Origin of the sequence: Bacteroides sp. An279, assembly GCF_002159615.1 — a bacterium.
GTDB lineage: Bacteria > Bacteroidota > Bacteroidia > Bacteroidales > Bacteroidaceae > Phocaeicola > Phocaeicola intestinalis.
Map to the genome: position 1 here is coordinate 23,452 of NZ_NFJA01000006.1, position 15,837 is coordinate 39,288.

Annotated in this window: 25 protein-coding genes; 16 read left to right on the plus strand and 9 right to left on the minus strand. The window is 50.0% G+C overall.

The genetic code is table 11. The annotated features are described in order from the left end of the window. Positions 1-18: 18 nt before the first annotated feature. The 15 genes from B5F78_RS01995 (at position 19) to B5F78_RS02065 (ending at position 11,298) form a co-directional block, all read left to right on the plus strand. Positions 19-696 (plus strand): hypothetical protein, encoded by a 678-nt coding sequence (locus B5F78_RS01995; RefSeq protein ID WP_087405822.1) that lies wholly within the window; start codon positions 19-21, stop codon positions 694-696. A 96-nt stretch (positions 697-792) separates the two neighbouring features. Continuing rightward, entirely contained in the window at positions 793-1,215 is a 423-nt protein-coding gene (locus tag B5F78_RS02000; RefSeq protein ID WP_005650202.1) for a DUF3876 domain-containing protein, read from the plus strand. A gap of 38 nt (positions 1,216-1,253) precedes the next feature. Beyond that, the gene (locus B5F78_RS02005; RefSeq protein ID WP_005650203.1) at positions 1,254-1,892 is read left to right on the plus strand and encodes a DUF4141 domain-containing protein; all 639 of its coding nucleotides are present in this window, start codon (positions 1,254-1,256) and stop codon (positions 1,890-1,892) included. Positions 1,893-1,895: 3 nt separating this feature from the next. Continuing rightward, positions 1,896-2,924 (plus strand): conjugative transposon protein TraJ, encoded by a 1,029-nt coding sequence (gene traJ / locus B5F78_RS02010; RefSeq protein WP_087405823.1) that lies wholly within the window; start codon positions 1,896-1,898, stop codon positions 2,922-2,924. Positions 2,925-3,016: 92 nt separating this feature from the next. After that, positions 3,017-3,640, plus strand: coding sequence for a conjugative transposon protein TraK (traK, locus tag B5F78_RS02015; RefSeq protein WP_087405824.1), 624 nt, complete (start codon positions 3,017-3,019; stop codon positions 3,638-3,640). A 4-nt stretch (positions 3,641-3,644) separates the two neighbouring features. Beyond that, positions 3,645-3,947 (plus strand): TraL conjugative transposon family protein, encoded by a 303-nt coding sequence (locus tag B5F78_RS02020; RefSeq protein WP_204502520.1) that lies wholly within the window; start codon positions 3,645-3,647, stop codon positions 3,945-3,947. Next, on the plus strand, positions 3,922-5,244 hold the full coding sequence (gene traM / locus B5F78_RS02025; RefSeq protein ID WP_087405825.1) for a conjugative transposon protein TraM: 1,323 nt from the start codon (positions 3,922-3,924) through the stop codon (positions 5,242-5,244). Before B5F78_RS02020 ends, traM begins: the two co-directional genes overlap by 26 nt. 63 nt (positions 5,245-5,307) lie before the next feature. Beyond that, positions 5,308-6,306: a conjugative transposon protein TraN gene (gene traN / locus B5F78_RS02030; RefSeq protein ID WP_239473400.1), complete on the plus strand. Its 999-nt coding sequence runs from the start codon at positions 5,308-5,310 to the stop codon at positions 6,304-6,306. Further along, the gene (locus B5F78_RS02035) at positions 6,303-6,860 is read left to right on the plus strand and encodes a conjugal transfer protein TraO (RefSeq protein WP_087405826.1); all 558 of its coding nucleotides are present in this window, start codon (positions 6,303-6,305) and stop codon (positions 6,858-6,860) included. Before traN ends, B5F78_RS02035 begins: the two co-directional genes overlap by 4 nt. An 8-nt stretch (positions 6,861-6,868) precedes the next feature. Next, positions 6,869-7,762 (plus strand): DUF4116 domain-containing protein, encoded by an 894-nt coding sequence (locus tag B5F78_RS02040; protein ID WP_005650216.1) that lies wholly within the window; start codon positions 6,869-6,871, stop codon positions 7,760-7,762. Further along, complete coding sequence (locus B5F78_RS02045; RefSeq protein ID WP_087405827.1) at positions 7,759-8,682, plus strand: toprim domain-containing protein; 924 nt, start codon at positions 7,759-7,761, stop codon at positions 8,680-8,682. The genes B5F78_RS02040 and B5F78_RS02045 overlap by 4 nt, the downstream gene beginning before the upstream one ends. Positions 8,683-8,687: 5 nt before the next feature. Then, the gene (locus B5F78_RS02050; protein WP_025892202.1) at positions 8,688-9,206 is read left to right on the plus strand and encodes a DUF3872 domain-containing protein; all 519 of its coding nucleotides are present in this window, start codon (positions 8,688-8,690) and stop codon (positions 9,204-9,206) included. Between the two features lie 7 nt (positions 9,207-9,213). Continuing rightward, complete coding sequence (locus tag B5F78_RS02055) at positions 9,214-9,732, plus strand: glycoside hydrolase family protein (protein WP_087405828.1); 519 nt, start codon at positions 9,214-9,216, stop codon at positions 9,730-9,732. Positions 9,733-9,920: 188 nt separating this feature from the next. Then, positions 9,921-10,706: a DUF6624 domain-containing protein gene (locus tag B5F78_RS02060; RefSeq protein ID WP_140399994.1), complete on the plus strand. Its 786-nt coding sequence runs from the start codon at positions 9,921-9,923 to the stop codon at positions 10,704-10,706. Positions 10,707-10,953: 247 nt separating this feature from the next. Beyond that, a complete protein-coding gene (locus tag B5F78_RS02065) occupies positions 10,954-11,298 on the plus strand; it encodes a hypothetical protein (protein ID WP_087405830.1) in 345 nt (114 codons plus the stop codon). 118 nt (positions 11,299-11,416) lie between these two features. Here B5F78_RS02065 and B5F78_RS02070 read toward each other — a convergent pair whose 3' ends face one another. The 9 genes from B5F78_RS02070 to B5F78_RS02110 all read right to left on the minus strand — a co-directional run bounded on the left by B5F78_RS02070 (position 11,417) and on the right by B5F78_RS02110 (position 14,938). Beyond that, the gene (locus B5F78_RS02070) at positions 11,417-11,722 is read right to left on the minus strand and encodes a hypothetical protein (protein ID WP_087405831.1); all 306 of its coding nucleotides are present in this window, start codon (positions 11,720-11,722) and stop codon (positions 11,417-11,419) included. A 53-nt stretch (positions 11,723-11,775) separates the two neighbouring features. Then, entirely contained in the window at positions 11,776-11,979 is a 204-nt protein-coding gene (locus tag B5F78_RS02075) for a hypothetical protein (RefSeq protein WP_005650232.1), read from the minus strand. 62 nt (positions 11,980-12,041) lie between these two features. Further along, positions 12,042-12,281: a DUF6956 domain-containing protein gene (locus B5F78_RS02080; RefSeq protein ID WP_005650234.1), complete on the minus strand. Its 240-nt coding sequence runs from the start codon at positions 12,279-12,281 to the stop codon at positions 12,042-12,044. Then, a complete protein-coding gene (locus B5F78_RS02085) occupies positions 12,278-12,499 on the minus strand; it encodes a DUF3873 domain-containing protein (RefSeq protein WP_072543831.1) in 222 nt (73 codons plus the stop codon). The genes B5F78_RS02080 and B5F78_RS02085 overlap by 4 nt, the downstream gene beginning before the upstream one ends. 12 nt (positions 12,500-12,511) lie before the next feature. Then, positions 12,512-12,769 carry a hypothetical protein gene (locus B5F78_RS02090; protein WP_087405832.1) on the minus strand — a complete coding sequence of 86 codons (258 nt, stop codon included), beginning with the start codon at positions 12,767-12,769 and terminating at the stop codon, positions 12,512-12,514. A 19-nt stretch (positions 12,770-12,788) separates the two neighbouring features. Then, positions 12,789-14,075 carry a PcfJ domain-containing protein gene (locus B5F78_RS02095; protein WP_087405833.1) on the minus strand — a complete coding sequence of 429 codons (1,287 nt, stop codon included), beginning with the start codon at positions 14,073-14,075 and terminating at the stop codon, positions 12,789-12,791. A 1-nt stretch (position 14,076) separates the two neighbouring features. Then, a complete protein-coding gene (locus B5F78_RS02100) occupies positions 14,077-14,436 on the minus strand; it encodes a PcfK-like family protein (protein ID WP_087405834.1) in 360 nt (119 codons plus the stop codon). 4 nt (positions 14,437-14,440) lie between these two features. Further along, complete coding sequence (locus B5F78_RS02105; RefSeq protein ID WP_005650248.1) at positions 14,441-14,698, minus strand: DUF6926 domain-containing protein; 258 nt, start codon at positions 14,696-14,698, stop codon at positions 14,441-14,443. 18 nt (positions 14,699-14,716) lie between these two features. Continuing rightward, positions 14,717-14,938 (minus strand): hypothetical protein, encoded by a 222-nt coding sequence (locus tag B5F78_RS02110; RefSeq protein WP_005650250.1) that lies wholly within the window; start codon positions 14,936-14,938, stop codon positions 14,717-14,719. Positions 14,939-14,968: 30 nt separating this feature from the next. On the opposite strand from B5F78_RS02110, the gene B5F78_RS02115 reads away from it, so the two are divergent. Next, a complete protein-coding gene (locus B5F78_RS02115) occupies positions 14,969-15,325 on the plus strand; it encodes a hypothetical protein (protein ID WP_239473401.1) in 357 nt (118 codons plus the stop codon). Positions 15,326-15,837 lie beyond the last annotated feature (512 nt).

Genomic DNA, 15,837 nt, shown 5'->3' on the forward strand with positions numbered 1-15,837 from the left:
AAAAATAGAAAATGATTTATGAACCAACAGACTGACAACATGTACATTGATGACCGATACAGCGATGAAGCGCTGCGGAAACAGGAGGAAATCCGGGAGCATATCTCATGGTTCCGTGAGTTCCTGACATTCGGGACTTCGCTACCGGAACATATCAGAAGGCGATACGGACTGGAAGAAGACTACCAGCGGTACAAGAAACTGGAAATACAGGTTCACCGGATGCCTGCTGAACAGGACTGCAGGGGATATGGGAAGGAGCAGCGCATGAAAGAACTGTGCGAGGCAGGAAGAGCCAAGGGAAAAATCACTCTTGCGGTGGAAAAGGCTTACGAAAGCATCTGCCCCGCTCCGGCAAGGGACTATCTGGAAGAAAAATATCAGGAACTGCTCTATCTGAGAGGTATGGTGTACCGGAAAGACTATGACGACCCGATGTGGTACAAGCCGGAAATCCTGAACAAATACGGTATTGACCACAAGGGACCGCGCGAAACGGTGCTCAAGCAGGTGGAGAAGGCATACCGGGAACTGGATGCCCGATTCTGCCGGATGACGGGCAAGAAGCCGGATGCGGACGAGCTGTTCGGCAAGCCCGCAGTACGGCAGTCGGTACCTGCACAGAAGGAGGCGCCGGAGAATGGCGCAAGGGAAAACCGCATGTGCAGGCGTAAAGGCAGAAGACCGGGATTCTGACGGAAAAGGAAACCGGGCGGACTCCGGCTACGGAAAAGACGAAAAGAAAAAAGGATTGAAAAAAATGAAAGAACGAAACTTAAAGAAGACAAGAAAATGAACATCAAACTGACAAAGACCGAAAGGCTGCTGCTGTGCGGCGGTCTGATAGGCATGGCATCGCTGATGCTGCAAGCCTGTGATATAATGGCAAAAGAAGACGGCGACACCCGCGACAGAATCTGCGGAAACTGGGAAAACGCGGAAGCCGGTCCCGACATACTGGTGTACAGGGAGGGAGAATCATATAAGGTGACACTGTTCAGACGCAAGGGCGTACGTCGCGTACTGAGACCGGAGACCTATCTGCTGCAGAGGGAGGAGAACGGTAACCTGTATATGAACACGGGGTTCCGCATTGACGTGGCATACAACGAGGAGACGGATGTGCTGACATTTTCGCCGGGCGGTGACTATGTCCGGGTGAACACGGATGCAGGTGACGGCGAAAGGACAAAGGAGAAAGAGAATATGCAATAGCAATTTAACGAACCACTAAATCCAAAAAAAGAATGAGAATGAGACAGAAACTGAAAATACCGCTGATTGCGGTCTGCCTGTGCCTTGCGGGGACAGGCGGGGCAAATGCCCAATGGGTGGTGTCCGACCCAGGAAACCTTGCGCAGAGCATCATCAACTCCGCCAAGGAGATGGTGGAGACAGCCGGGACGAAAGCCAACACCCTGAACGGCTTTCTGGAAACGAAGAAGGTGTTCGAGCAGGGAAAGGCGTATTACGACGCACTGAAATCAGTGCACGACGTGGTAAAGGGCGGCGCGAAGGTGGCGAAGAGCATCTCTCTGGTAATGGAAATATCGGAAATCTATGTGGACAACTACCAGAAGATGCTTTCGGACGAGAACTACACGCCGGAGGAGCTTGCCGCCATCTCGTCGGGCTATGCGATGCTGATAGACGAAAGCTCGGACGTGCTGCAGGACCTGAAGAATGTGGTGAACGTGACGGGCATGTCACTGACGGATGCGGAAAGGCTCGCCATCATAGACAATGCCTACCGCAGCCTGATGAACTACCGCAACCTCGTGCGCTACTACACGAACAAGACCATATCGGTGTCGTACCTGCGGGCGAGAAAAAAGAACGACATGGACCGGGTGATGGCACTCTACGGGAACTCCAACGAAAAATACTGGTAGCCTATGGGAGAGTTTGACAACCTGCACCAGATACTCCTCTCGCTGTATGAGGAGATGATGCCGCTCTGCTCGGACATGGCAGGAGTGGCAAAGGGGCTTGCCGGACTGGGCGCCCTGTTCTATGTGGCGATGCGCGTGTGGCAGTCGCTCGCCCGTGCCGAGGCGATAGACGTGTACCCGCTGCTGCGGCCGTTTGCCATCGGACTGTGCATCCTCTTCTTCCCGACCATCGTGCTGGGAACGATGAACTCCGTACTGGGAGTAATCGTACAGGGGACGCACTCGATACTGGAGGAACAGACCTTTGACATGGAGAAGTACAGGGAACAGAAAGACAGGTTGGAATACGAGGCGATGATGCGCAACCCGGAAACCGCCTATCTCGCCTCGGACGAGGAGTTCGACCGCCAGATAGACGAGCTGGGCTGGTCGCCGTCGGACATGATCACCATGACGGGCATGTACATGGACCGTGCGGCGTACAACATCAAGAAGAGCGTGCGTGACTGGTTCCGCGAGCTGCTGGAGCTGATGTTCGCAGCTGCCGCCCTTGTCATCGACACGCTCAGGACGTTCTTCCTGGTGGTGCTGTCGATACTGGGACCCGTCGCCTTCGCCTTCTCGGTATGGGACGGCTTCCACTCCACGCTTTCGGCATGGTTCAGCCGCTACATACAGATTTACCTGTGGCTGCCCGTCTCCGACCTGTTCAGCACGATACTGGCGAAGATACAGATACTGATGCTCCAGAATGACATCGAGGCGATGCAGGCAGACCCGAACTTCTCGGTAGAGGCGAGCAACGGGGTGTACATCGTGTTCCTCGTTATCGGCATCGTGGGATACTTCACCATCCCGACGGTAGCCGGATGGATAATCCAGGCCGGTGGCGGAGTGGGCAGCTACAACAAGAACATCGGTACTGCGGGCGCCCTTGGCGGCAGTCTGGCAGGTGCGGCAGCCGGAAACGTGGCGGGACGCACGGGCAAGTTTATCAGAAAACAGGCCGGACGGCTGCTGAAAAGAAAATAGCCTGATAACCGGGGCGGTACCCTGGCATAGCTGCTGTGCCACCCCGGGAAAGCATACCAAAATGATTTTACAAACCATAAAAAACAGAAAGAATGGAGTTCAAGAGCCTGAATAACATAGAAACGAGTTTCCGGCAGATACGTCTGTTCGGAATCATCTACACGGCGGTATGTGCCGCCATCGTCCTCTGCTCGGTGGTATGCGCCTTCCGCTTCGCCGAAGCGCAGAGGCAGAAGATATACGTACTTGACGGGGGAAAGAGCCTGATGCTCGCCCTCTCGCAGGACCTGTCGCAGAACCGTCCGGCGGAAGCGAGGGAGCATGTGCGCCGCTTCCACGAGCTGTTCTTCACCCTCTCGCCGGAGAAGAGTGCCATCGAGCACAACGTGAAGCGTGCGCTGCTGCTGGCGGACAGAAGCGCGTACAACTACTACGCCGACTTTGCGGAAAAGGGATTCTACAACCGCATCATCGCGGGGAACATCAACCAGGTGCTCCAGGTGGACAGCGTGGTCTGCAACTTCGACCGCTATCCCTATGAGACACGCACCTACGCAAGGCAGATGATCATCAGGGAAAGCAACGTGACGGAGCGCACGCTGGTAACGACCTGCCGGCTGCTGAACGCGAGCCGCTCGGACGACAATCCGAACGGGTTCACCATAGAGGGATTCACGATACTGGAGAACAGGGACATTAGAAGCATGGAGAGATAGGCGTATGGGAGAGATGAAAATTCTGACGGGAAAATGCGCTGCCGTTCTCAGGGAAAAACTGCACAGGAGACTGGACGCACTGCCGCCGAAGGCAAGGCTGGCGACGGTGGCAGTGATGTCCGCCGCCTTTGCCGCAGGCTGTCTGTACATGGCCGCCACCGCCATTGCCGGCTTCGGGAAAGGAAACGGGACGATGGAGATACGGCACATGAAGAAACCGGAACTGCCGCAAAAAGCGGATTTGCAGGAAGCGTATGAACATTATCATAAAAACAGGATATATGGAAAAGGAACAGAAAAGGAATGAGACAAAAGAGAAAAGACCGCTGACAGAGGAACAGCGCCAGCGGAGAAAGAAGATGCTGGTCTATCCGCTGATGGTGCTGACCTTTCTGGGGTGCATGTGGCTCATCTTTGCCCCCTCGCAGAAGGACGGCGGAAAGGAACGGCAGGGACTGGGATTCAACACGGACATGCCCCTGCCGGAAAACTCCGGAATCATCGGCGACAAGGCGAAGGCATACGAACAGCAGCAGCTGGAGAACAGGAAGAAGGAACGCCGGGGCATGGTGGGCGACCTGTCCGCGTTCTGGGACGACAAGACGGAAGGAACGGACACGGCAGACGGAACGGACGACTGCCGCCTGGCACAACCGGAAACATTGCCGAAGACAGGCGGAAGCGGAATACAGACAGGCATCCGCTCCTCGGCTGCCGCCAACGAGCGGCTGAACACCTCGCTGGGTACGTTCTATGAGCCGCCGAAGGAGGACGCCGAGAAGAAGGAGCTCAGGCAGCGCATCGACGAACTGGAACGCATGGTCATGGAACAGGAGAAACAGCCCGCAAGGATGGAGGAACAGGTCGCCCTGCTGGAGAAGTCGTACGAGCTGGCGGCGAAGTACCAGAACGGAGGAAACAATGCCGGGCAGACCGCACGGACCGATGGGACGGAAATGACGGAAAGCAATGCCGGCGAAAAGAAAATGAAGGCTGAAGCAGTGAGCGGCGTGCGCCCGTCAACGGTGTCCGCCCTGCCGCAGCCCCTGACAGATTCCGCCTTTATAGCGGACTACGGGGGCGAAAGGAACTACGGATTCCACACTGCCATCGGCAGTACGGAGGTACCGGAAAAGAACACCATAGCAGCCTGCGTGCAGGGCGACCAGACGGTAACGGACGGACAGACGGTAAGGCTGCGGCTGCTGGAGCCGATGCGGGTGTCTGGACGGACAATACCAAGGAACACGACCCTTGTGGGGACGGCACGCCTGCAGGGTGAGCGTCTGGAGATAGGCATCGGCTCGCTGGAGCATGAGGGAACCATCGTAGGTGTGGAACTGGCGGTGTACGACAGCGACGGACAGGCGGGCATCTTTGTGCCCGGCTCGATGGAAACGGACGCGGCAAAGGAAATCGGGGCGAACATGGGCAGTTCGCTCGGAAGCAGCATCAACATCTCGACCGATGCGGGGGCGCAGCTCGCCTCCGATCTGGGAAAGGGAGTGATACAGGGAGTCTCTCAGTATATATCGAAGAGGATGCGCACGGTAAGGGTGCATCTGAAATCGGGATACAGGGTGCTGCTGTATCAGGAAAAATAGACAGCAAGAGACGAAAGAAAAAACAACAGTCAAATTTTATCAACCACTAAATCCAACGTAAAAATGAGTATCAGAAAAGTAATGATGATGTTTGCCCTTATGACGGGCATTGTCTGTGCAGGACACGCACAGGAAGTGAAAAACGACAGCACCGCCACCACGAAGGCGGAGGAGCTGAAACTGGTAAAGGACGTCTATCCGCAGACAGAGGAGAACGGCGACCTGTATCACGGACTGACCAGGAAACTGATGTTTGACCGCATGATACCGCCGCACGGTCTGGAGGTCACGTATGACAAGACGGTGCATATCCTGTTTCCCTCGGCAGTGCGCTATGTGGATCTCGGTTCACCCAACCTTATAGCGGGCAAGGCTGACGGTGCGGAGAACGTCATCCGCGTGAAGGCGACGGTAAGGAACTTCCGCACGGAGACGAACATGAGCGTCATCACGGAGGACGGGTCCTATTATTCGTTCAACGTGAAATACGCCGACGAGCCGCTGCTGCTCAATGTGGAGATGAAGGACTTCATCCATGACGGCAGCACGGTGAACCGCCCGAACAACGCGCAGGAAATCTATCTGAAGGAACTGGGAAGCGAAAGCCCCATGCTGGTGCATCTCATCATGAAGTCGCTGCACAAGGAGAACAAGCGCAAGGTGAAGCACATCGGCTGCAAGCGTTTCGGCATCCAGTATCTGCTGAAAGGGATATATGTCCACAACGACCTGCTGTACCTGCACACGGAGATAAAGAACCAGAGCAACGTGCCGTTTGACGTGGACTACATCACGTTCAAGATTGTGGACAAGAAGGTGGCGAAACGAACCGCCATCCAGGAACAGGTGCTGTTTCCACTCCGTGCGTACAACTATGCGGTACGTGTGGCCGGGAAAAAGTCCGAGCGCACGGTGTTCTGCCTGCAGAAGTTCACCATCCCCGACGGCAAGCAGCTGGTGGTGGAAATGAACGAGAAGAACGGCGGGCGTCACCAGACGTTCACCGTGGAGAACGAAGACCTGGTACAGGCTGAAACCATCAACGAACTGCGTGTACGATGAAAGGCAAGGTGGTGTTTTTAGCAATGCTTCTGTCCGTCCTTCTTGCAGGACGGGCGGAAGCCCAGCGATGCCTGCCGAAGATGCGGGGCATTGAGATGAAAGCCGGAATGACCGGGGCGGACGGCTACTGGCTGGGAGCCGCACTGTCGAGCTATGCAAGGGGCGGCAACAAATGGGTGTACGGAGCGGAATACCTGCAGACCAATCATCCGTACAGAAACGTAAATGTTCCCGTGGCACAGTTCACGGCGGAGGGAGGTTTCCACTACAACTTCCTGTCGGATGTGAAAAAGACGGTGTTCTTCTACGCGGGGGCGTCAGCCCTCGCCGGATACGAGACGGTAAACTGGGGAGAAAGGACGCTGTATGACGGGGCAAGGCTGAACAACAGGGACGGCTTCGTCTATGGCTGCGCCGCCACGCTGGACATGGAACTGTATCTTGCGGACTTCATCGCACTGACGGCTTCGGTAAGGGAGCGTTTCCTATGGGGCGGCAGTACGGGCGTGTGCCGCACGGAGTACGGGATAGGTATAAAGTTCATTATCAACTGACGGCAATCATGAAAAAGGAAGCGATAAAAAAGGAATGGCATGTACCGGAGAAGTACCATGCCCAGGTACGGGAAAAGCCGGAGACCTTCTATAACGTTCCGCACGAATACCGCAGCCCGCAGCTTTGTCTGGAGGCGGTGCGCGGATGGGGATACAATCTGGGAATAGTGCCGGAAGAAATGAAGACACGCGAGATGTGCCGGGAAGCGTTCAACGCCAGTCCCGACCTCGATTACGGGCATTGCGCCATCATCGGCTTCATGCCTTTTGCGGACGTGGTACTCGAATGCCTGAAAGACTCCGCCGGAGGAACGGACATGACGGATCTTGCGGCAACTGTCCGTCCGGAAGTCATGGACAGGGAGATTGCCGGTTTTCTTGTCGGGAAGGACGGGCACTGCCTGCAGTATGTACCCGTGCACCTGCAGACGGAAGAGCTTGCGCTGATGGCAGTCAGGACATCGGGAAATGCGGCGCTGCTGCACCGCAGCGTACGTGAGGACATCAAAACGGAAAAGGTCTATATGGCAGGTATGGAAGAAGGCTGTTTCCAGTCGTTCCTGCATATCCCGCCGGACAGACGCACGCCGGAAATATGCCTCGTGGCAGAAAAGCTGTATCCGGACGTGGTACGGGCAAGGCCGGACTCCATACCGGAAGCGGTCAGGAACGGATGCAACATATATACGCTGGGGAATCTGCTGGAAAAGGCCTGCGGTGAGAGATTCGATGCAGGTACGGTAAAGCGGGTCTATGAAGGCAAGCCGCTGCGGGTGAAGCAGTTCACCACACCGACAGGAGTGATGAATGATACGGTTATCCGCTTCTCGAAGGAGAACAGCCGGTTCCAGTATGACCAGCCTCATAAGAACAGGATGATAAAACGGGGGATGAAGCCATGAGTACGGAAACGGAAATAGACAGAATGAAGAGGATACCGATTGAGGAGTTCCTCGCACGGCTGGGGCATTCGCCCGTGCAGCGCAGGACAAACGCGCTGTGGTACAAGGCTCCGTACAGGGAGGAACGCACGGCGTCGTTCAAGGTGAACATGGAGCGAAACCTGTGGTATGACTACGGGCTGGGCAAGGGCGGCAACATCTTCGCCCTTGCCGGAGAGTTCATCCATTGCGAGGATTTCCTCTCGCAGGTAAGGTATGTGGCGGAAGTGGCGGGTATGCCGCTGCCGGAAAAGAAGGTGTACCACCCATGCGAAGTGAGGCGGCCAGTAGAGCCGTCCTTCGAGAACGTGGAACTGATGCCGCTCCAGAACCGGGCGCTGCTCTGCTACATGCAGGAAAGGGGCATATCGTCGGGGGTAGCCATCGGCGGATGCAGGGAGATACACTACACCACACACGGGAAGCGGTATTTTGCCGTGGCATTCGGTAACGGAGGGGGCGGCTATGAGATACGCAACCGCTTCTTCAAGGGATGCCTGCCGCCCAAGGATGTAACACTGCTGGCTTACGGTTCGGCAAGCTGCAACCTGTACGAGGGTTTCATGGACTATCTGTCGGCACGTGTGCTTGGAATTGGAAACGGTGAAGACCACCTCGTGCTGAACTCGGTGTCGAACCTGGCAAAGGCATACAGGCATCTGGACGGTTACGGGAAGCTGCAATGTCACTTTGACAATGATGAAGCCGGACGGAGGACGCTGGAAGCCCTGCGTACACGGTACGGCGGAAAGGTGACGGACTGCTCCGGACTGTACGGCGGCTGCAAGGACCTGAACGACTATCTGCAAAAGACGCTTGCCGAAAGGCAGGCATGGCGGGAAAACGAAAAGAAAGGAAAAAACAACGGAATAAAATTATAATGATTATGGACATGAACAGACTTAAAGATGGAATAAGAGAAAAGGTAAATACAGTAAAAATGCTGGCAGTCTTCTGCGCCGGACTGCTTTCTATCGGCATGACGGCCTGCGATGATGGGCTGGACGTGACGCAGGCTTATCCGTTTACGGTGGAAACGATGCCCGTACCGAAGGAGCTGGCAAAGGGTGAAACGGCGGAAATCCGCTGCGAGCTGGTGCGTGAGGGCGAGTTTGACGGGGCGGTCTATACCATCCGATATTTCCAGTTTGACGGCAAAGGTACGCTGAAGCTCGACAACGGGCTGGTGTTCCAGCCTAACGACCGTTATCTGCTGGAGAACGAGAAGTTCCGCCTGTACTACACATCGGAGTGTGACGAGTCACAGAGCCTGACCATTACGGTGGAGGATAATTTCGGGAACTCTTTTGAATGGGAAACGGACTTCAACAACGATTCGGATGCGGAAGAGGCTCCCTCCGGAAACGATACGCTGAATACGGTGAAAGGAGGTGTCTATCAGTAAGGGGGTAATGAAAAGGCTGCTTGCCCCGGTGGTGCTGGCGGTTGCTTTTTCCGCCAGCCTGCCGGCGCAGAATACGGGTACGGTTGGGACACCCGCCTCGTTCAAAGATGAAGCGAAGGCCGGGTTAGCCGTCGAGCTGATTAAGAAATACGAGGGACTCCATGACCGTTCTGATTATCCGTACTACGGTTACGGACATTGTAAACTTCCGGGAGAGGAACTGTCCTATGATATGACGGAGGCGGAAGCGGAAAAACTACTGATAAGGGATTTGGAGAAGCGTTACAGGTTGTTCAGCAAGTATGGGAAAGATGCCCTGATCCTGACCGTACTCAGCTACAATGTGGGTCACGGAACTCTGCTCGGATATGGGAAACACCCGAAAAGCCGTCTGCTGAAAAAGCTGGAAGCCGGTGACAGGGACATCTATAAGGAGTATATATCCTACTGCCACTACAAGGGGCGGAAAATCCGCTCGATAGAGCGGCGACGGAAAATGGAGTTTTTGCTGCTGTATGAGAAGTAACGCAAAGGGAGAGCTTCACACGAATGGTGGGGTCTCCCTTTGTTGTTTGAAATAATATCATCTTCCGTTTGTGAGTGAATTAAGAACTACCCTACAGGGTATTGAATAAGTGTCGAGAAATATGTAGCTTTGCACTTGATAAACAAAAATAGCCTAAGTGAGGTGTTTTATGTCTAATTTTTTGAAGAATGTTAAAGAACTTGTTTTATATCTGTTTGCTTTTGTTGTTCTGTAATAAATCAGAAGCACAAAATTTATCAAGTATCATTGATAGCTGCCATTATTATTTGGAAAAGCAAGATACTATGTCGTTTAATAAGACCTATATCAGAATTCTTGATGCTTATGAAAAAGAGTATGATGCAGAACTATATTCAATAGAAGAAGAATTAAAAGAGATGAGAATTGAAGATCAAAGCATACGATTGTTACTGCTTGATGCTTCGAAGAAGAAACAGAATGTAAATAAAATAAGAAGGATAATGGATGACATAGACCGAAGAAATGCTGTCAGAGTTGCTGAAATCATTGACCAATACGGTTGGCTTTCTCCCGATGATATTGGATATGAAGCGAACGAGGCTCTTTTCCTTTGTATTCAACATTCCCAAGATTCTTTAATCCAGAATAAGTATTTACCTATACTGAAAGAAGCCGTCCGAGATGGTGCGGCTAAGGGCTGGCAATATGCTTTTCTGACTGACAGGTGCCTTATGAACCAAGGACAAAAACAGATTTATGGGACGCAGAGAATAACCAGGGATGGAGTGGATTATCTGGTCCCTCTACAGGATATTGATAAGGTCGATTCACTAAGAAAGGAAATAGGGCTTGAGCCTTTGAGTGAATATATGAAAGACTGCGGACTTAAAACCGGCTGGAGTAAAGAGTTTTACAAAAACAATATAAAACTACATGAATCAATTTTTAATTCATGGTTTCAATCGTTTAAGCGGAATAAAAATTCTTATTAGTCTTCCTAAATCAGCCTCAGATCATCTACTACGTCCACAGCCTCAGTGATGTTTTCTGCGCGTAATTTCTCGAAAAGTTTTTTTGTGAGACTTGGCGATATTAGCATTATACTCAAATCCAGTATAATAATCTGAGTTTATCATATGATTTTCAGGGTATATAAAATGTCATGTTTACTTTATTCAATAAAATTTGTTTCTGCTTTCCGAAAGCCTTAATTTTGCATGACTTTTACATCAAACAATCATGGAAAATTATATGGCAAAAGCAGCGGATGCCTTTCTGACAGGGCGTCCGTATGGCATACGTCTTGACTTCAAACACAAGGGCTTCGCTCTTTTCAACTACAACATGAACGAGCTTGACAACCATCTTCCCGGCAGACTGGAAATGCTTCCGCTGGAGGATTTTGACGTGGAGGATATTCCGCTGTGTGGGGAACATATTGTCCGAAAGGAAAACATAACGGACATCTTTTTCTACGACGAGAAGAGCAACCCGTATTCGGACAACCGTGTGGATATGAAGAAACTGAAAGCATACAACAAATATATCTATCCGCTTTCACTTATTCTGAATAGAAATCTGTAAGATGGAAACAAAAAAGACTTCCGTCAGTGGAAGTCTTTGGAACAGCGGTTTCTTTGCTACTTTCTTTGTCCGCCTTCTGCTCACCGAAAGAAAGTAGGGCGGCTCTCGCCGCCTCTGCCTAAAGTCGGGTGTAAAGTCCCGTTACATCCTTGAAAATCTGCTGGAGCATATCAAAGTACACTCCCTCGTATTTGGCTATCTCCTTGACCTTGATGTCCGCATACTTCGTCAGTGTCTGACGATAGAAATACATGGTGTATGTATCCGTGTCCTCATCCAATATGATTTTCAGTCTGTTGGCTGACGTCTTGTTCCTTGCAAGGCTCATTTGTAGTCCGTTGCCCAAATTGATATAGTTACGGCTTCCCGTCATGACGGTAAATCCATGACCGCCCAACTGCTGTAAGATTGTATTCGCTATCATCTGTATATGAATTTAAGTTATTGTCAATGGGTGGCTTTTGCCACCCGATTTTTTTATGCGTTCATGCTCTGCCTTATATGCTCCAATGTGCGCTCGGCAATGGGTCGTGTTTCCTCCGTCCAAAGGTCATAGTCATGTACGGATATTCCCACACTCTGCAAGTCACGGATATAGCCGGACACATAATCTCCCGTAGGGAGGTAAACGAACTGCATCCATGCGTCCCTGCTGTCTGTCAATATAAAATAGTATTTCATGCTCTTTCTGTTTTATGGGTTATCTGTTTCGGGTGCGGGCGGTATTGTGTACCGCCACACCTTTAGTATTCTTTCATTTCGGCAATGGGGGTATATTTTCTGAGCCATTCCACTACATGCACCATGTTGTATTCGGAAGTGATGACTGCCGTATGTTCGTTTATCGGGGTCATTCTTGTACTTTCGTAGCTCTCTATCCACTCCTTTAGTGTTGCCACATCACAAGTATCGGTACACATCATATCCAAAATTCTGATAGGGTCGCTGAATGTCACAATCAAAGTATCATAGTATGCTGTCATAATCTGTCCTCCTTTCCTTTTATCCATTCGTCACGCAGGTGTCTGCACTCCTCCAATGTCGGTCTCACGCAAGAGAAAAGTTCTCCGTCCGTGTGTCGGTAGTCATACTGGAAAAGGGTTGTTCTTTTCCGTCTGATAGTCGTTTGGTACTTTTCGTACTTTTCAGTACCTGCCGTCTGGCAGGTACTCACTCCGTTGATGGTCATTCTTGTTGTCATGGTAGTCATTTATTAAAATTCAACAATCAGCAGTCGGTTCTCCATTACCTTTTCGGGGTCGGTTATCATCCTTTGGGCTACCCAAAGGTAGTGCGCTCCGAAGCCGTAGGCGAAAATGGTATTGAATATCGAACTTTGTGCAAAATGCTGCATTACGTTCCTTACTTCTGTTTTATCTTTTGCCACTACCAATGAATTGATAAGTTTGATGAAGGTTTCGGGGGCATTTTCATGCCACCCGAAAAACATGTTTTCAATTATTACTTTCATGTAGAACTTATTATATTATTTATGCTGTCAGTCTTTGCTCGATAAGTTGAATGTTCTTGTTTACAAGTTCAATGATTTGACGATGATAACTTGTATTCATGTTGCAGGCTCCTCGGCTTTGGACAATCTGCATGGTATCAAGAGATAATTCTATGGTTTCAATCCTTTTCCCTTCAATGCTTGCAGAGAGTATCAAAGAGTCTTCTTTCAGATAGTATTGATTTGAAAATACGCAATGGTGCATTGCCATACCTTCCTCAAAGAACTCGGTAACACTTTCCAAAACTTTGACTTTCAAAGTGCCATCGGAAAATGAAAGCCCGAAAAACCTGCCTTTCTGCTCCTTGTACTTTTTCTCGTCATTCAAGGCTTTTTGCAAATCCTTCTTCATCTGTTCTTCCCTCAGTTCCACATTCCTTTTCTGTACCAGTCTGTCATGTTCTGCATGAAGGTTAGCAGGGCACACATATTTGGCATTGTGAATGTCTTTCTTAAAGTGCTTCAATAATTTAATGTAGTCGCACCATATTTGTGGCTCTTTGATTTCATATCGGTTGCGGATGCAGATTTTAATTGCTGCCCAATAATCTTTCAGTCTTATGCCGTTTGTTATTGCGTGGCGAAACATACAGGTCTGACCGGCTTTAGGCAATGTCTCAATCCTGCAATCGGAAAGAACAGCAGCATAATAGTCATAAGGTGAACTTCCGTAAAAATCGGAACGAAAGCCAATATATTTCAGCTTGGGTAGTAGTTTTATTTGAGGATAGGTACATACTCCATAAATGTTGTAGGCATGGAGCCTTTTTTGGCTTCTTAACTCCATGTTGCTGTTCAAGCTCCACATGTCATAATATAGACCGAACATACAGCGCAATCGGGCGAAAGTTTCGGTTTCTCCTTTGGAAGAAATCCATCGTTGAACGACTTCTGTAATGGAATACTTGGCTGGCTGCATTACTTTCTTGAATACTTTCACATAGAAAAAGCGGAAAACCTGATAGCCGTTGCAGGTAGTAACGATTGAAAAGTATTCATTATTGGTAAATACCCGCTGGCGGGTATCCATGACCTCGAGTTTTCTTCCGCAATGAGGGCAAGTGCAGCCACACAATTTTTCTGCAAGTCTGTGTTCACTTTTCCATCTGTGCCCACATTCCATACAAGTTATCATACCTCCTTTGGTTCTGTGTGCATAGTGCTTAAAACAATGTTCATAAGCATAGGCTTTCTGACGTTCTGTCAGTTTGGGCAATTTTTGTGCAAGCTGAACAATTTCTTTCTGAATGTTAGTATGTGGTTTCATATTAAAAATCGAATAATGAGGGTTGTTGTACTTGGGTTTCTTTTTTCACTGTGGATTTATGACGTTTCTGTAACTTTGGATATTGAGTAGGTTCCGCTGTATGGTTTACAACTACCCGACATTGTATCGGCTTGCCTATTTCAATCTCGTTTTCATCGTAATAGTGAATGGCTTGTCCGTAAATCTCTCCGTCTGAAAAGCCGTTGCAACCGCTTTTCTGCACATAGTTCAGAACGTATGTGACACAATCGTCTATGTTCTTGGCTGGGTTGCGGTAGCTTTTGGCGAATAGTTCATCTTCCGCTGCTCTCTGCTCCAAAAACATCTGTATGGTTCGTTTGAAATGGTCTGTTCCTTTCATAATCTCAAATTTTAGTCGGGTTGTCGTTCAAATAAAGTATCTCGCAATCTTCCACTTCTGTGGGAAGTCCGAAAAGGGGGTAATGGGTGAAATAAGGCTGTGCGTTCCCTTCTTCATCTGTGAGGGGTGAAACATCTTGTACTTGCCATTGCTTCATCCATCTGTCTATTGTCTGAACTTCATCGTCTGTGAGTGCGGTTGCATCGCCATTGATGATATAGGCTAAACTCCATGTGGGTATCTTTTCCGTTGTCCTGTTCATATCCGTTCCTTTATGTGGTCAGACAATCTCTTGTAAAATCTCCGTGTGGTATTGTGGGGGGCATTCCACCAAAAGAAAACCGATAAAGTCCTTTCTCGCTTCCTTGTTGAGTTCGTGGTATAGCCTTCTTAGGGTTGAATGGTTGCCGTTGATGTAGGTTTCCACCATATACTCAAAGATGTTGTCCACCTCGTAAAACCTGCATTGCTGCGCTGCTGTCTTGCTGTATCTTCTTGCCATATCCTTATTTGTTAGATTGTTAATAACCAAATGAAAAAGCCGATTGCCGCCATTACTGAAAATAGGGAGATTAGGATGCCGAACATGATGCTCAACATGCCGAATAGGATTTCTCCTATGATACCTACTACCAAACTGCCAGCACAAAAGGCTATGTTTGATGTTGTCGTTACTGCTGCGGATAATGCTTTCCACAATACCTTTCCGATGTCACTCAATATCATTCTCATATTTTCCGATTTTAGATTGTTGATTACCTTATTCGGATTTGGAGTGGGCGGGTTTCTTTTTCTTTTCGCCTCTCTGTATGTCCGATGTTTTCTTGTGACGTCTTCCGACCGCATTGGTCGTTTTCGTTTCGGGGGCTTCTCAAAGGTTAGGGAGTAGGATTAGCAAATTTTTTAGACAAAATACTACCCCTGAAAGGGCGTGGAGATTTTTCGACAAAAAATTTGAGTTCCTAATCCCGTCTTTACCTTTGCCCCATGCAACGAAAATGACACCTGATGCCGTCCTGGATGGCGGCATGGAAACAGAGGCATACGCATAGAGAGGCGGAAAGGAAAAGGGACAGATGTATTGGCGTGCAGCGCCATGTGGATGGATTAAGGGCGGTGCTACAAATAAGGGGAAAGTTGGCTTTCCGACCGCCGTGTGGAAGTCCTGTAACCGTCATTGTCATGCGTGCATGGCTTGCGGTTACTGGTGTTCCTCCGGTGGTACATTGTAGTAAAACGGGATTGTCTGCCGTTGCTTTGTCTGCAATGGAAGGCAAACTGGTTTTACGACACGGGACATTGTAGCCGAAAATGGTCACAAGAACAGATCCACGCTTGGCGTGTCCTGTAGAAGTGGCATTTTCGGCTACTTGTATATGGATGAAATAATGACTGTAAGAA